At 38.3% G+C, this 14,591-nt stretch carries 16 protein-coding genes and 1 pseudogene; 7 read left to right on the forward strand and 10 right to left on the reverse strand.

The genetic code is table 11. The annotated features are described in order from the left end of the window. The first annotated feature begins 74 nt into the window (after nt 1-74). Genes NYG85_RS08585 through NYG85_RS08615 form a run of 7 tightly spaced genes read left to right on the forward strand, consistent with a single transcriptional unit; the run spans nt 75 to nt 4,403 of the window. On the forward strand, nt 75-626 hold the full coding sequence (locus NYG85_RS08585; RefSeq protein WP_284938081.1) for an NAD(P)H-dependent oxidoreductase: 552 nt from the start codon (nt 75-77) through the stop codon (nt 624-626). After that, entirely contained in the window at nt 627-926 is a 300-nt protein-coding gene (locus NYG85_RS08590) for a YciI family protein (protein WP_284938082.1), read from the forward strand. Beyond that, nucleotides 923-1,528, forward strand: coding sequence for a putative quinol monooxygenase (locus tag NYG85_RS08595; protein ID WP_284938083.1), 606 nt, complete (start codon nt 923-925; stop codon nt 1,526-1,528). The genes NYG85_RS08590 and NYG85_RS08595 overlap by 4 nt, the downstream gene beginning before the upstream one ends. Then, entirely contained in the window at nt 1,525-2,190 is a 666-nt protein-coding gene (locus NYG85_RS08600; protein ID WP_284938084.1) for a response regulator transcription factor, read from the forward strand. Before NYG85_RS08595 ends, NYG85_RS08600 begins: the two co-directional genes overlap by 4 nt. Further along, nucleotides 2,187-3,215: a HAMP domain-containing sensor histidine kinase gene (locus tag NYG85_RS08605; RefSeq protein ID WP_284938085.1), complete on the forward strand. Its 1,029-nt coding sequence runs from the start codon at nt 2,187-2,189 to the stop codon at nt 3,213-3,215. The genes NYG85_RS08600 and NYG85_RS08605 overlap by 4 nt, the downstream gene beginning before the upstream one ends. A gap of 48 nt (nt 3,216-3,263) precedes the next feature. Next, the gene (locus NYG85_RS08610) at nt 3,264-3,812 is read left to right on the forward strand and encodes a glutathione peroxidase (protein ID WP_284938086.1); all 549 of its coding nucleotides are present in this window, start codon (nt 3,264-3,266) and stop codon (nt 3,810-3,812) included. A 9-nt stretch (nt 3,813-3,821) separates the two neighbouring features. Further along, the gene (locus NYG85_RS08615) at nt 3,822-4,403 is read left to right on the forward strand and encodes a nitroreductase family protein (RefSeq protein ID WP_284938087.1); all 582 of its coding nucleotides are present in this window, start codon (nt 3,822-3,824) and stop codon (nt 4,401-4,403) included. On the opposite strand, the gene NYG85_RS08620 is transcribed toward NYG85_RS08615, so the two are convergent. From NYG85_RS08620 to ilvA, 10 genes and pseudogenes are all read right to left on the reverse strand, one after another. Then, a complete protein-coding gene (locus NYG85_RS08620) occupies nt 4,400-5,257 on the reverse strand; it encodes an AraC family transcriptional regulator (protein ID WP_284938088.1) in 858 nt (285 codons plus the stop codon). The two genes, NYG85_RS08615 and NYG85_RS08620, sit on opposite strands and share 4 nt — an antisense overlap. Beyond that, nucleotides 5,254-5,913, reverse strand: a complete 660-nt coding sequence (gene tenA, locus NYG85_RS08625) for a thiaminase II (protein ID WP_284938089.1) — start codon at nt 5,911-5,913, stop codon at nt 5,254-5,256. The genes NYG85_RS08620 and tenA overlap by 4 nt, the downstream gene beginning before the upstream one ends. 1 nt (nt 5,914) lies before the next feature. Then, complete coding sequence (locus NYG85_RS08630) at nt 5,915-6,601, reverse strand: response regulator transcription factor (protein ID WP_284938090.1); 687 nt, start codon at nt 6,599-6,601, stop codon at nt 5,915-5,917. Beyond that, on the reverse strand, nt 6,588-8,087 hold the full coding sequence (locus NYG85_RS08635) for an ATP-binding protein (protein ID WP_284938091.1): 1,500 nt from the start codon (nt 8,085-8,087) through the stop codon (nt 6,588-6,590). The genes NYG85_RS08630 and NYG85_RS08635 overlap by 14 nt, the downstream gene beginning before the upstream one ends. Nucleotides 8,088-8,192: 105 nt before the next feature. Beyond that, nucleotides 8,193-8,735 carry a cytochrome c3 family protein gene (locus NYG85_RS08640; RefSeq protein WP_284938093.1) on the reverse strand — a complete coding sequence of 181 codons (543 nt, stop codon included), beginning with the start codon at nt 8,733-8,735 and terminating at the stop codon, nt 8,193-8,195. Nucleotides 8,736-8,745: 10 nt separating this feature from the next. Continuing rightward, nucleotides 8,746-9,117, reverse strand: a complete 372-nt coding sequence (locus NYG85_RS08645) for a cytochrome c3 family protein (RefSeq protein ID WP_284938094.1) — start codon at nt 9,115-9,117, stop codon at nt 8,746-8,748. Continuing rightward, nucleotides 9,111-10,649 (reverse strand): annotated as a pseudogene (locus tag NYG85_RS08650) (flavocytochrome c). Before NYG85_RS08650 ends, NYG85_RS08645 begins: the two are co-directional and overlap by 7 nt. Nucleotides 10,650-10,658: 9 nt before the next feature. Next, complete coding sequence (locus tag NYG85_RS08655) at nt 10,659-12,269, reverse strand: HAL/PAL/TAL family ammonia-lyase (protein WP_284938095.1); 1,611 nt, start codon at nt 12,267-12,269, stop codon at nt 10,659-10,661. 59 nt (nt 12,270-12,328) lie between these two features. Next, nucleotides 12,329-13,024 carry a DUF4230 domain-containing protein gene (locus NYG85_RS08660; protein ID WP_284938096.1) on the reverse strand — a complete coding sequence of 232 codons (696 nt, stop codon included), beginning with the start codon at nt 13,022-13,024 and terminating at the stop codon, nt 12,329-12,331. 57 nt (nt 13,025-13,081) lie between these two features. Further along, entirely contained in the window at nt 13,082-14,293 is a 1,212-nt protein-coding gene (ilvA, locus tag NYG85_RS08665; protein WP_284938097.1) for a threonine ammonia-lyase, read from the reverse strand. Nucleotides 14,294-14,591: the final 298 nt, after the last annotated feature.

Consider the following 14,591-nt stretch of genomic DNA (forward strand, 5'->3'; position numbering starts at 1 on the left):
AATCCTTGCCTAATTCTACAAATTTAAAAATTATGCTAAAATCTTGTGAAAATTTTGCTTTAAAGGGATAAAAGATGAAAAATGTTCTCATTATTTCAGGTCATCCAGACCTTAAAAACTCGGTCGCAAACGCTACTATTTTAGATAATATCTCTAAAATTTTGCCAAACGCAAAGATTAGAAAACTTGATGAGCTACACAAAAACGGCGAGTTTGATATAAAAGCCGAGCAAGAGGCGATTTTAGACGCCGATATAATGGTGTGGCAAATGCCGTTTTACTGGTATAGTATGCCAAGTCTTATGAAAAAGTGGCTTGATGAGGTCTTTTTGCACGGATTTGCTCACGGCTCTAATGCAAAAATCGGCGGTAAAAAGCTAATCATCTCAATCACGACTGGCGCGCCCAGCGAACTTTACAGCCAAAATGGGTTAATGAAGCACTCGCTATCTGAACTAATAGCGCCGTTTGAAAGCCTTGCGAGTTTGTGTAAATTAGAGCTAAAAGTCCCGCTATTTCTTACTGGCATAAGCTACATAAACGCCGATGAAACCGAGCTAAACAGGCAAAAAGAGGCGGCTAAAAATCACGCTAACAATCTAGCAAACGCAATAAAAGGAGCGTAAATGTATATCATTAATATAAGCGTAAAAGACGGCATTTCAAAGGAGCGACACGATGAGCTTTTTAGCGAACACTCATCGTGGTTTAAGCGGTTTTTTGATGAGAAAAAATTCCTAATGCTTGGACCTTACACCGACACGAACAAGCCTAGCGGTGTGATTTTTGCGGTTACAAACAGCCGTGAAGAGCTTGATGAAATTTTAAAGCAAGATAGCTATTATCCGGACTTAGCCACGTATGAGATTAGGGAGTTTAGCCCAAAGATGATTAGCGATGATTTTGTAAAAAGTGCAGTAAAATGAGAAAATTTTTACTAGGTTTAGCGGTTATGACTTCACTTTATGCACAGCCTATTTTTAATGTTTTTGAGCTTGGGGTTAGCGATGAAATGCTGTTTGATAAAATCGCAAATGATAACATAAACGCCTCGGTTAGCACTGAATTAGGCACTCTTAGTATGTGTCTAGCTAAAAGCGATGAGTTTGCTTATATGTTTGAAATTTACGCCGATGAAGCATCTTACAAAACGCACCTAGCCTCAAAGCAGTATAAAAATTTTATTGACGCTTCGCCAAAAATCCTAACCGCTCACAAAAAGAAAATCGCCCTAAATACGCAGTTTTTAAGCGATAAAAAGGTCGTTTTAGATGAGCAAACCAAGGCGTTTTTAACGACTTTTAGCCTAAAAGATAGCTCTAAATTTCTAACCGAGCTTAAAAATAGCGACGCAGAGCTAATTTACGCCGCAACCTTAGCGAACGAGCCAAACAGGTGGCTGGTGTTTGAGATTAGCAAAAATGGCAGTTTGCTTGGCAAAATGGGCGATTTAATAACCGATAAAAACGAAACAAAAATTTCGCTAGTTTATCTTAAAAACAAGGGCGGACTGGACTTTAAAAGATGATTTTAGTCGCAGAAGATGATGAGAGCTTAAACGAGCTAATTTGCTTAAAGCTAAAAAACGAGGGATTTAACGCAAAAGGCGTGTTTAACGCGCAAGAGGCGATTGAAATTTTACAAACAAAACGCATAAATCTCTTAATTACCGACATTATGATGCCCGGTATTAACGGACACGATTTGGCAAAACAGGTAAAGATGATTGATGAGAATCTGCCGATACTAATGATAACGGCAAAGAGCGAATTTAGCGATATGCAGACTGGTTTTTTAAGCGGTGCTGATGATTATATGAGTAAGCCGCTTAACTTTAAAGAGATGATTTTACGCATAAACGCCCTGCTTAGACGCGCAAAAATCGCAAATTCAAGGCAAATCACGCTAAAAAGCACCAAACTTGATTATGATAATTTAAGGCTAAGCATACAAAATAGCGAGGTTACGCTAACGCCAAAGGAGTTTTATACGCTGTTTTTACTGCTTAAAAACGAGGGCAAGATTTTTACTCGCTTTGAGATAATGCAAGAAATTTGGGGCTTTGATAGCCAAAGCGACGAGCGAGTGGTAGATACTCACATCAAAAAAATCAGAGCCAAAGTCAAACACGCCGATGACTTTGAGATAGTAACGATAAGAACGCTAGGCTACAAGGCTAAAATTTTATGAAACGCTATCTAATCAGCCTAAAATCCTACACCGCCCTTGCATTTATTGGCACGTTTTGCCTTATTAGTGTGGTTTTATCGCTCATTGTAATATCGGTGTTTTGGGCGTTTGGGAGCGATTTTAGCCTTAGTTTTGGCATTTTAATGGTTTGTATTTTGGTTATGATTTTTGGCGGGATTTTGTTTTACTTCATCTCGGCGCATTTTTTAAGATACGTTACAAATTTCAAAGACGCCACCGCAAAGATAGCAAACGGCGATTTTAGTGTGAGAGTAGAGAGAAAACGAGATAAATTTAGCGGAGATTTTTTATACCTTCACGAGCTTGACGAGCTTGCGTTTAGCATAAATAAAATGGCTTACGAGCTTGAAAATATGAATTTTATGCAAAAAGACTTCATCTCAAACGTATCTCACGAGCTAAAAACGCCACTTAGCATAATAAGCGGGTATTGCGAAATTTTGCTTGAAAATCCAAAAGATAGCCAAAAATTTCTAAATCTCATACACGCTCAAACTCACGCTCTAAACGAGCTTTGCGAAAATATGCTAATGCTCTCTCGCCTTGAAAATCAAAACATAATCAGCAAAAACGACAAAATTAGGCTTGATGAGCAGATAAGAAAAGCCGTGTCGCTTTTAATGCAAAAATACAGCGCTCACAAAATCACGCTAAAATTAACGCAAATAAGCCTAAATACCAATGCATTACTACTTATGCAAGTCTGGCTAAATCTCATAGATAACGCCCTAAAATACTCAAAAGGCAAAATTTTTATCTATTTAACTAGCCTTAATGATGAAATTTTAGTCTTCATAAAAGATAACGGAGGCGGGATTGATGAGAGTAAAATCGGTAGGGTTTTTGATAAATTCTATCAATGCGAAGAGTCTCACAAAACAAAGGGTAACGGACTTGGACTATCAATCGTAAAGCGAATTTTAGAGCTTTTAGGCGGTGAGATAAAAATCACAAATGCCAAAAACGGCTTAAAAGTCATCGTATCTTTAAAAAGGACACATTAAAAACACATTTTAATTTTATAATTTCGCTTTTAAATCAAAGGAGAAATTATGAAAATTTACGACATAAACGTAACCACAAACGGCGGCAAAACCAAGTCTTTAAGCGAGTATCAGGGCAAGGTAATGCTTATTGCAAACACGGCTAGCAAGTGCGGATTTACCGACCAATACACAGAGCTTGAATCCTTAAATAAAGAGTTTAAGGACAAAGGGCTTTGTGTGCTTGGCTTTCCTAGCGATAACTTTGCAAATCAAGAGCCAGACGATGATGAGATGATAGCAAAAAATTGTCAGCTAAATTTTGGCGTTACATTTGAGCTATTTAAAAAGGGCGACGTTAGAGGAGAAAGCGCTCACGAGCTTTTTAAATTTCTAACTTCAAAGCAAGGCTTTAAGGGCTTTGATGATGCTCATCAGTTAAGCCAAAAGCTAACAGAAGTGTTAAAAAACAACTTCCCTGAAATTTTAGAAGGCGACGGCGTAAAATGGAATTTCACGAAATTTTTAGTGGATAAAAACGGCGAAGTTGTCGCTCGTTTTGAGCCGACAGCCGACTTTGCTAAAATCAAAGAGTGCATTCAAAGTTTATTAAAATAAGGAGAAAAAATGCAAATTTTAGAAGCTATGCAAAAACGAAGATGTGTGCGTAAATTTAACGATGAAACGCCAAACAAAGAGCAGATAGAGGCGGTTTTGGAGGCTGGGTTTTTAGCCCCAGCCGTCTTTACCACAAAAGACGCCATTTTTAGCGTGATTACGGATAAAAATTTGTTTAAAACGCTTGATGAAGCGGCTTTAAAAAGATTTGCGCCCTTGCTTGAAAATATGGGTATGAGTGCTAAAACCACGCTTTATGACGCGCCAGTTTATATCATAATCTCAGGCAAACTAGCCACGAGCGTGCCACCAGAGTGCGTTGGGGCTACACTGGCAAACATCCACGCAAACACCTACTGGGCGGCTGGGTCAATTATGCAAAATATGCAACTTCGCGCGACTTCGCTTGGGCTTAGCTCGTGCTTGATAAACTCGGTCGTAGTTACGCTTTTAAATGAGCCAGAGCTTAAAAAACTAGCAAAAATTCCAGATGACTACTCGCCACTTTGCTCTATCGTGCTTGGCAAAAGCGATGAAACGCCAGAGTCAAACGCGCCAAAAAGCGAGCATTACAAGGTGATTTACGCCTAAAACCCTTGCGATTTTAGAAATTTCGTGTGAGCTATGGGCGGTAAGCCATACATTTTGGCGTATTCACGGCTAAACTGCGTTGGACTTTCATAGCCTACCATTAAAGCCACGCTGTGAGCGTCAAAATCGCTGTTTAAAAGGATATTTTTAGCCTCTTCAAGTCTTAAACGCTTGGTAAATGCAAGTGGGCTAACCCCAGCGACATCTTTGAAATTTGAGTAAAAAGATGAGATTGAAATGCCAAGCTTTCGCGCCAAATCGTCCATATTTATGCGGTCTTTGTAGTTTGCTTTTATCTCGTTTATCGCCCTTAAAATCACGTTTTTTACGCTCCCGCTTTGCGTGTATGAGCGTAAAAAATCGCCCCCAGCACCACTTAAAAGCAGGTATAAAATCTCTTTTTTGATTAAATTTGCTCTAAATTTATCGCCGTTTTCAATGCTTACAAGCCTAAAAATCGCATCAAGCAAAACATCATCAATGTCGCCAAGAAACAGCCCCAAATCCTTTGTATCCTTAAAATCGCTAACGCCGATCTCTTTAATAAGACCCAAAATTTCATCAACGCTAAATGCGATTTTAAGCGACGCGTAGGGGCTTTGCGTGATTGCCACCCTTGCGCTTAAATGCATTGGTGCGATTAAATAGCGGTTGCAATCATAACTTAACATCTCGCCCTTAATCTCAACCACCTTTTGCCCTTTTAAAATCACGCAAAATGACGGCTCGTAAAATGTGTGGCTAAACTCGGTCTTTTTACTAATCCTGTAAAAATAAAACCAGTCAAAATCGCACTGAAATTTACCATTTTTTGGGAATTTTACGTCTAAAATCTCACAAATTTTATCTATCATTGTAGCTCCATTTTAAGTCCGTGCTGCCAAAAGCAAATTTCAAGCCGTGTAACGTTTGCAAAAATTTCGCTTAATCTTTGAAATTTTGGCTCATTTACGACGTTTTCATAGCTGTTTAAAAACGCCACAAACTCATCGGCTTCTTTTAAAAACTCGCTACTTGAATAGGTATCAATCCACTCTTTATACGGGTGATTTGCTGGGATTTGCCCTAAATTACGCCTAATATTTTTACCAATCACGGCGTATCCCACCGCGCAAGCTGATAGAGCTACAAGCATATCAAGAAAATCGCCACTCTCGCCAACGCTCATTAAATAACGGCTATAAGCGATATTTACGACGCTTTCATCAAATGCGCTAAATTTTGCCGTGTCAATGCCAAGCTCTAATATGCTTTGATGAAGCAAAAGCTCGCCTTGTATTAGCTCGTTTTGGCATTTTAGTGCAAATCTAAGCTCGGCTGGCGTTTTGGCGTTTATGGCTAATCTTGCGTAGGCTTTGGCGTAGTTTATTAGATAAATGTAGTCTTGTTTTAGGTAAAAGATGAAATTTTCACGCCCAAGTGTGCCACTTTCTAGTTGCTTTACAAACTCGTGATTAACGTAATCTAGCCATAAATTTTCATTTTGTTTTACTAATTTTTCAAAAAGCATTTTATCCCTTTGTGATTTTATAGCCAACACCAGAGAAATTTTCAATAATTGCCCTGTCGGTTTTTAGCCTGATTTTATTTACTATCATTCTTAACGCCTCACTACTCATACTCTTACTCCCCCAAACGTAGCTCTCTATCATCTCATAATTTATCACCTTATCAAGGTTGCTAACTAAGAGATAAAACAGCCTTGCTTCAATTTTTGTAAGGGGGATAATGTTAGCATTTTTATACAAAATTCTCTCTTTAAAGTCGTATTCATAGCCGTTTTTAAAGCGGATTTTTTCATCAAAAAGGTGCTTTGTCGCCATAATAATCGTGGTTTGTAAATCCTCTATTTTAATTGGTTTTCTAAGATAGTGATACGCTCCAAGCTTAATTGACGCTAGGATATTTTCGTTTGTGTCATATGAAGTTATCACGATTGAGATTAGGTGTGGGGCTATCTTTTTTATCTCATCAAGCATACTAAGTCCGTTTAAATTTGGCAGGTTTATGTCGGTTATTACGATATCAAAGTCATCTTTAAAATACTCATCAAATCCGCTTAAACCATCACTTGCTGTAACTAATTTCTTGCAGTAAAATTTTAGCGACTGGGCGATAGCCACCCTTGTGTTTTCGTCATCTTCAACGACTAAGACCGAGATATTTTCAAGCTTTTTTAAAACATTAATGTCTAACATCTTTTAAAAACTCCAATGAAAAAATTGTAGGATTTTGTAAATTTTTAAGGATTAAATTGCCATTTAGCTTTTTATTTGCAATGAGTTTTGAGATATAAAGTCCAAGTCCGCTGCTATTTTTAGCGCTAAAAAATGGCGTGAAAATTTTAGCTTCGTTTGTAATGCCAACGCCGTTATCAATCACGCTAACTACCATTTTATCATCACGCTCACTTATGCTAATGACGATTTTTGCGTTCTTTTTTAAGGCTAGGGCGTCTTTTGAATTTGAGATTAAACAAGCAATAATCTGCTTAAATTCGTTTATGTAATTTAGGCAGTTTGTGTCTGTGCCTTTTTTGACGCAAATTTTAATTTTTAAGTCATAATCTTTTGCAAAAAGTATAAAAATCGTATCTAAAATCGCCTGTTTTACGTTAAAAATTTCTGGCTCACTTTTGCTTTTGTAAAACTCCTTAAACATCTGCATAACATTTGCCATATAGTCAATATTTTCAAGCGATCTTTTTGTGTTTTCATAAAAAATTTCATCGCTAAGGCGTCCTAGTTTTTTAAACTGAACTAAGTTGCCTAAAAATATGCTAAGCGAGTTTAAGGGCTGTATCCACTGGTGCGAAATAGCCGCTATCATCGCCCCAAGCTCTGCCATTTTTGATGATGAAAATAGCAAAATTTCATACTCTTGCTTTACCTTTTCAAACTCGGCTTTTTGTTTGTTGATTTTTTTGTTGTAAAAATATGCAAGGATTAAGAATAAAATTATGCTTAAAAGATAGATTGCAAAATTTATGATAAATTGTTCGTTGATTTTGGCGTAAATGTCCTTTTTTATGGTCTTTGCGACTAAGATTAGGTGCGAGTTTTCAAGCCGTTTAAAGCTTAAAATTTCATCATCTGTTTCAAGCGGATTTTGTGCGTTTAAACCGCTATCGTCTGCTAAAAATAGATTGTTATTTTCTAGCTCAATTTTAACCTCATCAAGGGATAAAATTCCGCATAAAACGCCGTTTTTAACGCTTTTACAAATTGAAATTACAAGCACGTTTAAACCCTTATCAACGTAAGGTTTTGTGATATAAAACCCGCCGTTTTTTATGGTGTTTTCATACCAAGGACGCTCTTTTGGCAGGTAGTTTTTTGGGCGTTTAAACTCCTTGCTTGAAATGATAATCCCACTTTCATAACCAGCATAAACGCTCTTAAAACCAGCGATATTTTCGCTCTTTGTTAAAATATCTTTGATTAAAATTTCATCATCTTTTGGATTATAATTTAAGATTAATTCGCTTACTGCATTTAGGCTTAATTTTTTGCTTTCTATCCATTTTTGCACCTTGTCGCTTGAATTTTTAAGCATTAAAAGCTGTTCGTTTATGAGTGCGTTTTTTACAAACGAGCGATTTATTGCGTAGTTAATTAGCATTAGGGTTAAAAATATCAAAGAAAAGAGCAAAAACGTGCGATTTTTTTGTAAATTTTCTACCATTTTTCTACTTTTTGAAAAATTATAGCTTAAAATTTGTTATAGTCTAGTCAAAAAAGCAAATGAAGCCTAAAACATAACGTTAAAGACCTGCATTTGCCATTTTAGCTACCAGTTGCCAACTGGTGGGTTTTTAATCTCATAAAGCACCTTGCCAAGTTCGTTGTGGCCGACATTTTTATGGCAGCTGACACAGCTTAGCTTTTGTGTTTTATCATCTTTAAATTTCACGTAAAGTGCGTGCATATCATCTATGTTTTTATTTGTTTGATTTACATCTAGGATTGTTTGATGACAGCTTAAACATCCGCTATCATAGACGAAATTTTCACGATTTTTTCTGTTTTCTTGCCAGTTTGCATCTTTTGCGTTAGAGCTAAGCATTACAGCCACTTCGCTAACGCCATTTTTTGCCTTTGTAAAAACATATTTGATATAGCTATCGTGTGGCAGGTGGCAACTAACACAGCTTGCTTTTACGCCGTTTTTATTTGCTCCGCCGTGCGTGTCCTTGTGATAGGTACTTACAAATGTATCCATCCACTCGTGGCAAGACGTGCAGAATTTATCATCGCTTGTTGCGTGAATTAACGCATTTGTGCCAAAAAATAGGGCAAAGAAAACGACTAAGATAAGTAAAATTTTTTTCATTTCATCTCCTTTATGGCACAAATAAATTTTTCATTGAGTCTTGCGAGTGGCACATTACGCAGTAATTTTGCGATTTTTTATGCGTGTTGTGACAAAGATTGCAGTCCATTTTTGGGTAGTGAGGACTTGCGTGGATATTATCATCATAGCCTAGATGACCGCTTTGCTGTGCTAATTTTTCATAGCTTTTATGACAGCTTAGGCACTCGTTTGTGCTTAGCGGTTTATAGTCTTTTGGCTCATCTTGCTTGTGGCAGTTTTTGCAATCAAAGTGAAATTTCTCGTGGGCTATAAATGGATAGTTTTTCTTTGAGAATTTATCCGCTTCGTTTGCGTTTATTGCTAAAACAAAAAGCATTAAAATGATAAAATTTCTTAACATTTTGTCTCCTTTTTGGCTAAATTTGCAGCGTTTTTACCAGCAATCCTGCCAAAAACCAAACAATCAGGTATCGCGCAACTCCCTAATCTACTAGCGCCGTGAGGCCCACCAACAGCCTCGCCCGCCGCAAATAGCCCAATTATAGGATTATCGTTTAAATCATAAACTCTGGCATTAACATCAATCTTAACCCCACCCATTGTGTGATGAACCTTTGGGATAGCACGCCAAGCGTAAAATGGTGGTTTTGTTAAATCCGGCACGACACCTTTGATTTTAAAAAACGGCTTGTTAAACTCTAAATCCTTGCCACTTCGTGCGTAGCTCGTGTAGTCATCAACGCTTTTTTGTAGTGGCTCGTAAGGGATATTATAAAATTTAGCAAGCTCCTTAATCGTATCAAAAACCTTAATCACATTTTTATGCACGCCACGCATTACATTTGCCTTTGTAGTGCCTTGTGCACCGATACTATCGCAGATTACAACCGGATGAGTTAGGCTGCCGTCTGGGTTTTTATTAACGGCAAAAATGGCGTCTGAGCGGATACGGCGGTCTGCTAGTTCATTTACAAATCGCTTACCACTTCTAGCATCAACCATAATGCCATAGCTAAACGCAGGTATCGCAAAAACGGGTGCAATGCCAAAGCCCTTTTCATCAGGACTACCCCAAGGACCAAGCTGTATCCACTCTAAATGCGTGGTCTTTGCGCCGTTTTTCATCATTACCTTTAATGCTTGTGCAGTCGCTCCGTAATGGTTTGTGCAGTCAAGCTCTGGCGTTAGCGTTTTATCAAGCTCTTGTCGGAATTTTATATCATAAGCAAAACCGCCAGTTGCCATTACAATGCCACCATTTACCTTATAAAATTTACGCTCTCCGCTTAAATTTTCGCTCTCATCTTTGCTTTTATCAAAGTCAAAATCGTAATTTTCTCTAACAACAGCACCAATTATCCTGCCACTCTCATCACGCACAAAATCATCAAGTATAGTTCTAGTGCGGACAGATACGCCATTTTTCATAGCGTATTCTTGAAGTGGGATTGTGATTTTACCGCCAGAATTAATCTCTGGCCAAATGGTTCTAGGCACGCTATGACCGCCAAACTGCCCGAGTGCGTCCCTGTAATAAACGCCCTTTTTTAGCGTCCATTAGTAGGCGTCGTTGCCATTTTTTGCGATCACTTCAACAAGCTCCATTTGATTTAGCCCAAGTCCAGCCTTTAAAATATCCTTAACATAAAGCTCGTAGCTATCATCTATGCCACGCTCCTTTTGAAAGCTAGAATTTACCACTGCAAAGGCACCGCCATTTATGGCTGAGTTGCCACCAAGCACTGGCATTTTCTCAATCATTATCGTTTTTACACCCTCATCAATCGCCTGAACAGCAGCTGCTGAACCTGCAAAACCAGAGCCAACAACCAAAACATCGCACTCATCATCCCATTTTTTTACTTCACTAGCACAAAGCGGTAAAGCACCAATTAGTGCTAATGTGCCTAGGAATTCTCTTCTACTTGCCATTTTTTGCCCCTATTTATACTCTTTTAAAAACTTAGCCGAGTTTTTAAAATCATCGCTTAAAGGTCTATCTTTGTCTAAAAATTTCACGATTTTTCGGCAATCATCGTAAAGTTTTTTTGTCGTTTTTGATAGCTTTAAATTTGGATTTTTTTGCAAACGCAAATCTATGGCTTGGGCTGCGTGAAGTAGCTCCATACCTAAAATTTCGTAATAATTATCTAGCTGTTTTTGAAATTTTTGCACGACAAAAGGCGCATTTGTAGCGACATCTTCAATCTCGCCAGCAACTGGCGTGTAATCAAGTGAAGCTGGATTTGCTAAAAATTCATTCTGCCCAGCAAGTGCGACAAATGGCTTTTGCATAGCACCAAATGCGTGAATTGTATCTGGTGTGGCTAAAAATCTACTTAGCCTTGTAAAGCCATCGTTTGAGAGCTTTATCGTCCTTAACGCACTCGCCTTTGAGTTGTGTGCTAAAACGATACTTGCCTTTTCAAACTCAACAACCCACAAAAGTGGCTCAAAATTTGATGTAGGCACGACAGCACCGCCTTTTGTAAAGAGTTTTGCTTCTTGAAAATTCTCACTTTTTGTATCTAAAAACGAAATGCCCGGATTATCATCTGATGAGTTTAGCTGAATTTTTAGCAGGTTTAAAATCGTATCGCGAGTGGATTTTAACGCTGCAAAAAAGTAAGTGGCATCCCTGTAACTAAGCGGGTCTTGCAAGGCTCTCTCATCATCTTTATCGTAAAGGTAGCTATCTTTTAAAATTTCTCGCAATTCATCTGCTGTTGCTATAAAATCTGCAAATGGGCGTAAATTTGTAGCCATTTTGCTAAATGGGGCAACATTGCCGTTAAAGCCCTCTAAACTTAATGCAAAAATCAGCTTTGAAATTTCAAGTGCGTGGCTTAAATCCTCTAAGGCAATGCTAGCAAGTGCGGCGGAGTAGGCGTTTGAGCTTAAAATGCTAAGGCTGTCCTTGCCAAAAGGTGTGAGCTTTTTTAGCCCGGCTTGTTTTAGGGCTTCATCGGCTTTTATCTTTTTGCCCTTAAAATAGACATATCCTTCGCCCATCATCGCAAGTCCGACGTGCCCAAGAATGGTAATATCCGCCTCGCCCATTGAGCCAAAGCTTGGTATTGCGGGGATTATGTCGTGATTTAGGAATTCTTTGTATAAATTTATAACATCAACCGAAACACCAGCCCCACCGCTTAAAAGATTATTTAGCCTTGTGGCTAAGACCGCACGAGCTGTTTTTATAGGCATATCCTCGCCAACACCACCGCAATGTGCGTGGATTAAGCCTATGTTAAAGGCGGTTGAAGCCTTGATGACTTCTGCGTCCAAATCACCCTTTGCATCAATGAATTTTTTATCTTTATTAAGCCCAACGCCAACGGTTAAACCATAAATTTTCTGTCCATCCTTTGCGGCGTTTAAAAGCACTTCGTGAGATTTTTTAGCTACATTTAAAGCCTCATCACTAATTTGCACCTTTGCGTTGTTTGATATGCTAATGATATCTTTTGGCAAGATATTTTTGCCATCAAGTACCACGCTAGAAGCGTTTAAAGCCATTGCAAAAACGGCAACAAATGATAGAAATTTCATCTTAACCCCCTAAAATAAATTTAGGTAATTAAACAAAAAAATAGTTTCTAAAAAGTAACCTAAGCTATATTTTTTAGCTCAATTTGCGTGTTTTTTAGGCTCTCGTCATCGTTAAACTCAAAGCTGACTTTATCCGCTCCAAAGCTCTTTGCAATGGCTTCAAGCGTATCACGAGCGGATTTGTGAATTTTGCTTTCAAGCTCCTTAATGAGCCTTAAACTCATCTTTTCAACCTCCATTTTTGCCTCAGCTATCAAGCGATTTTTATCATCTTCACGAAAGCCAGAGCCAAAGAAGCTATTTAGTGCATCTGGTAGTAAAAACGGGATAAATTTGCCGTTTTTCTCATCATAAAATTTCATATCGGCAATTGAAAATTTATACTTGCAAGGCGGCATTTTTACGTGAAATTTTGAGTTTGCAACTTGCGTTATTTCAAGCTCTTTGCTCGTTAAATCATAGATGAAATTTATCTCAAACTCAAATATCATTGAGAGTTTTTTCTCGCTTACTAGCCACCTTAAATACTCCTTGCCAAAATTGCCAAAAGCGTGATCGGTTTTGGTTACGATCTCCTTGCTATACACCTGAAAAACCGAGAGTTCGCCGATACTTTTTAGCTGTTCTATCTGATTTACGTGGCTGAAATTTTCGCTCTCTTTTTTGTGTTTATTTAGCTCATTTTTCGTGCGAAAAATGACAAAAACCGCCGCAACTAGCAAAATAACAAGTAGTAAAATCAAAAAATCACTCATAATTTATCCTTTTTTAAAACCCATTTTTACACACAAATGTGAATTTAAGATTAATTTTTAAAAAATCTGCTTAAACTCAAATCCATTTTGGTTTAAAAGCGTGGCAACAAGCTCTTGGTGGTCTTTGCCCTTGGTTTCAAGCGTGATGATGATACTGGCGTCGCCGTATTCAAGCTCGGTTGAAAAGCGGTCATAATCAATCTTTACGATGTTTGCATTTGCCGTTTTTAGCGTGTCCGTAAGGGCTAAAAGCGCGCCTGGTTTATCAATTAGCGTAACTTGGATTATCATTTTACGCGCTGATTTGATTAGGCCTTTTTCAATGATGATTGAGAGCATTTGGACGTCAATGTTGCCACCACTTAGCACGATACCGATTTTTGCGTCCTTTTTGTGCTTGATTTTGCCGTGCATTAGAGCTGCCACACCAGCTGCGCCAGCACCCTCAACGACTATTTTTTGGCTTTCAAGCAAGAACAAAATCGCATTTGCAATCTCCTCATCATCAACCTGCACAAACTCATCAACGCACTCAATAATATTTGCCAAGGTGGTTTCACTAGCGTCGCGAACAGCGATACCATCGGCAATCGTGCGAACCGACTTTGAGTTTATGCTCTTTTTTGCCTTAAAGCTCTCAAACATCGCAGGCGCGCCCTTTGCACCCACGCAGATGACCTTTACATCTGGATTTACCTGCTTTACACAGCTTGAAATTCCACTAGCTAACCCACCGCCACCAACTGGGATAACGACGATATCAAGGTCGGCGACCTCATCTAGCATTTCAAGCCCTATCGTGCCTTGTCCAGCCATAACAAACTCATCGTTAAATGGATGAATAAAGCTCATACCCTGCTCTTTTGCGTATTTTAGGGCAAATTCGTAAGCCTCGTCAAAATTATCGCCCTTTAACAAAATCTCAGCCCCCAAAGCACGAGTGTTTGCCACCTTTAAAAGCGGAGTGGATTCAGGCATCACAATCACAGCCTTAATGCCAAACTCACGAGCCGAAATCGCAACGCCTTGCGCGTGATTGCCCGCACTTGCAGCCACGACGCCCTTTTTTCGCTCATCGTCGCTTAAATTTGCGATTTTATTGTAAGCACCCCTGATTTTATAGGCGCCAGTTCGCTGTAAATTCTCTTCTTTTAGGTAAATTTTAGCGCCACTTAACGTGCTTAATTTTGAGCTAAACGCAAACGGAGTTTTATCCACAAAACCGCTTATGGTGCGTTTGGCTTGGATGATTTTGTTTAATAAGACCATAAGAATTCCTTTAAAATAATGCGTGATTATAGCAAAAAAGAGATTATGATAAAGATAAATCGTATTTAAATTTTAAGGTATCGCACGGCTTGGTAGGGTAAAATTTTTGATTTATCAGAGATTGTGATTATTTTATATGCTAGATATGCAAAATTCGCACCAAAATAAATTAGCTTAGCTCACGCCATTTTATCCACTCTGTTTTGAGCGACAGATTTTAGAATTTCAAATGTATTTTTGCCACTTTCAAACTCTTTTTTTATAAATTCATAAAATTTTTTAAGCTCATTCGTGCTTT

Source organism: Campylobacter gastrosuis (assembly GCF_030249845.1).
GTDB lineage: Bacteria > Campylobacterota > Campylobacteria > Campylobacterales > Campylobacteraceae > Campylobacter_A > Campylobacter_A gastrosuis.

Bases quoted from the DNA above. Each gene is read 5' to 3' on its own strand.
- NYG85_RS08585 (WP_284938081.1), top strand. From the start codon at position 75: ATGAAAAATGTTCTCATTATTTCAGGTCATCCAGACCTTAAAAACTCG.
- NYG85_RS08590 (WP_284938082.1), top strand. From the start codon at position 627: ATGTATATCATTAATATAAGCGTAAAAGACGGCATTTCAAAGGAGCGA.
- NYG85_RS08595 (WP_284938083.1), top strand. From the start codon at position 923: ATGAGAAAATTTTTACTAGGTTTAGCGGTTATGACTTCACTTTATGCA.
- NYG85_RS08600 (WP_284938084.1), top strand. From the start codon at position 1,525: ATGATTTTAGTCGCAGAAGATGATGAGAGCTTAAACGAGCTAATTTGC.
- NYG85_RS08605 (WP_284938085.1), top strand. From the start codon at position 2,187: ATGAAACGCTATCTAATCAGCCTAAAATCCTACACCGCCCTTGCATTT.
- NYG85_RS08610 (WP_284938086.1), top strand. From the start codon at position 3,264: ATGAAAATTTACGACATAAACGTAACCACAAACGGCGGCAAAACCAAG.
- NYG85_RS08615 (WP_284938087.1), top strand. From the start codon at position 3,822: ATGCAAATTTTAGAAGCTATGCAAAAACGAAGATGTGTGCGTAAATTT.
- NYG85_RS08620 (WP_284938088.1), bottom strand. From the start codon at position 5,257: ATGATAGATAAAATTTGTGAGATTTTAGACGTAAAATTCCCAAAAAAT.
- tenA (WP_284938089.1), bottom strand. From the start codon at position 5,913: ATGCTTTTTGAAAAATTAGTAAAACAAAATGAAAATTTATGGCTAGAT.
- NYG85_RS08630 (WP_284938090.1), bottom strand. From the start codon at position 6,601: ATGTTAGACATTAATGTTTTAAAAAAGCTTGAAAATATCTCGGTCTTA.
- NYG85_RS08635 (WP_284938091.1), bottom strand. From the start codon at position 8,087: ATGGTAGAAAATTTACAAAAAAATCGCACGTTTTTGCTCTTTTCTTTG.
- NYG85_RS08640 (WP_284938093.1), bottom strand. From the start codon at position 8,735: ATGAAAAAAATTTTACTTATCTTAGTCGTTTTCTTTGCCCTATTTTTT.
- NYG85_RS08645 (WP_284938094.1), bottom strand. From the start codon at position 9,117: ATGTTAAGAAATTTTATCATTTTAATGCTTTTTGTTTTAGCAATAAAC.
- NYG85_RS08655 (WP_284938095.1), bottom strand. From the start codon at position 12,269: ATGAAATTTCTATCATTTGTTGCCGTTTTTGCAATGGCTTTAAACGCT.
- NYG85_RS08660 (WP_284938096.1), bottom strand. From the start codon at position 13,024: ATGAGTGATTTTTTGATTTTACTACTTGTTATTTTGCTAGTTGCGGCG.
- ilvA (WP_284938097.1), bottom strand. From the start codon at position 14,293: ATGGTCTTATTAAACAAAATCATCCAAGCCAAACGCACCATAAGCGGT.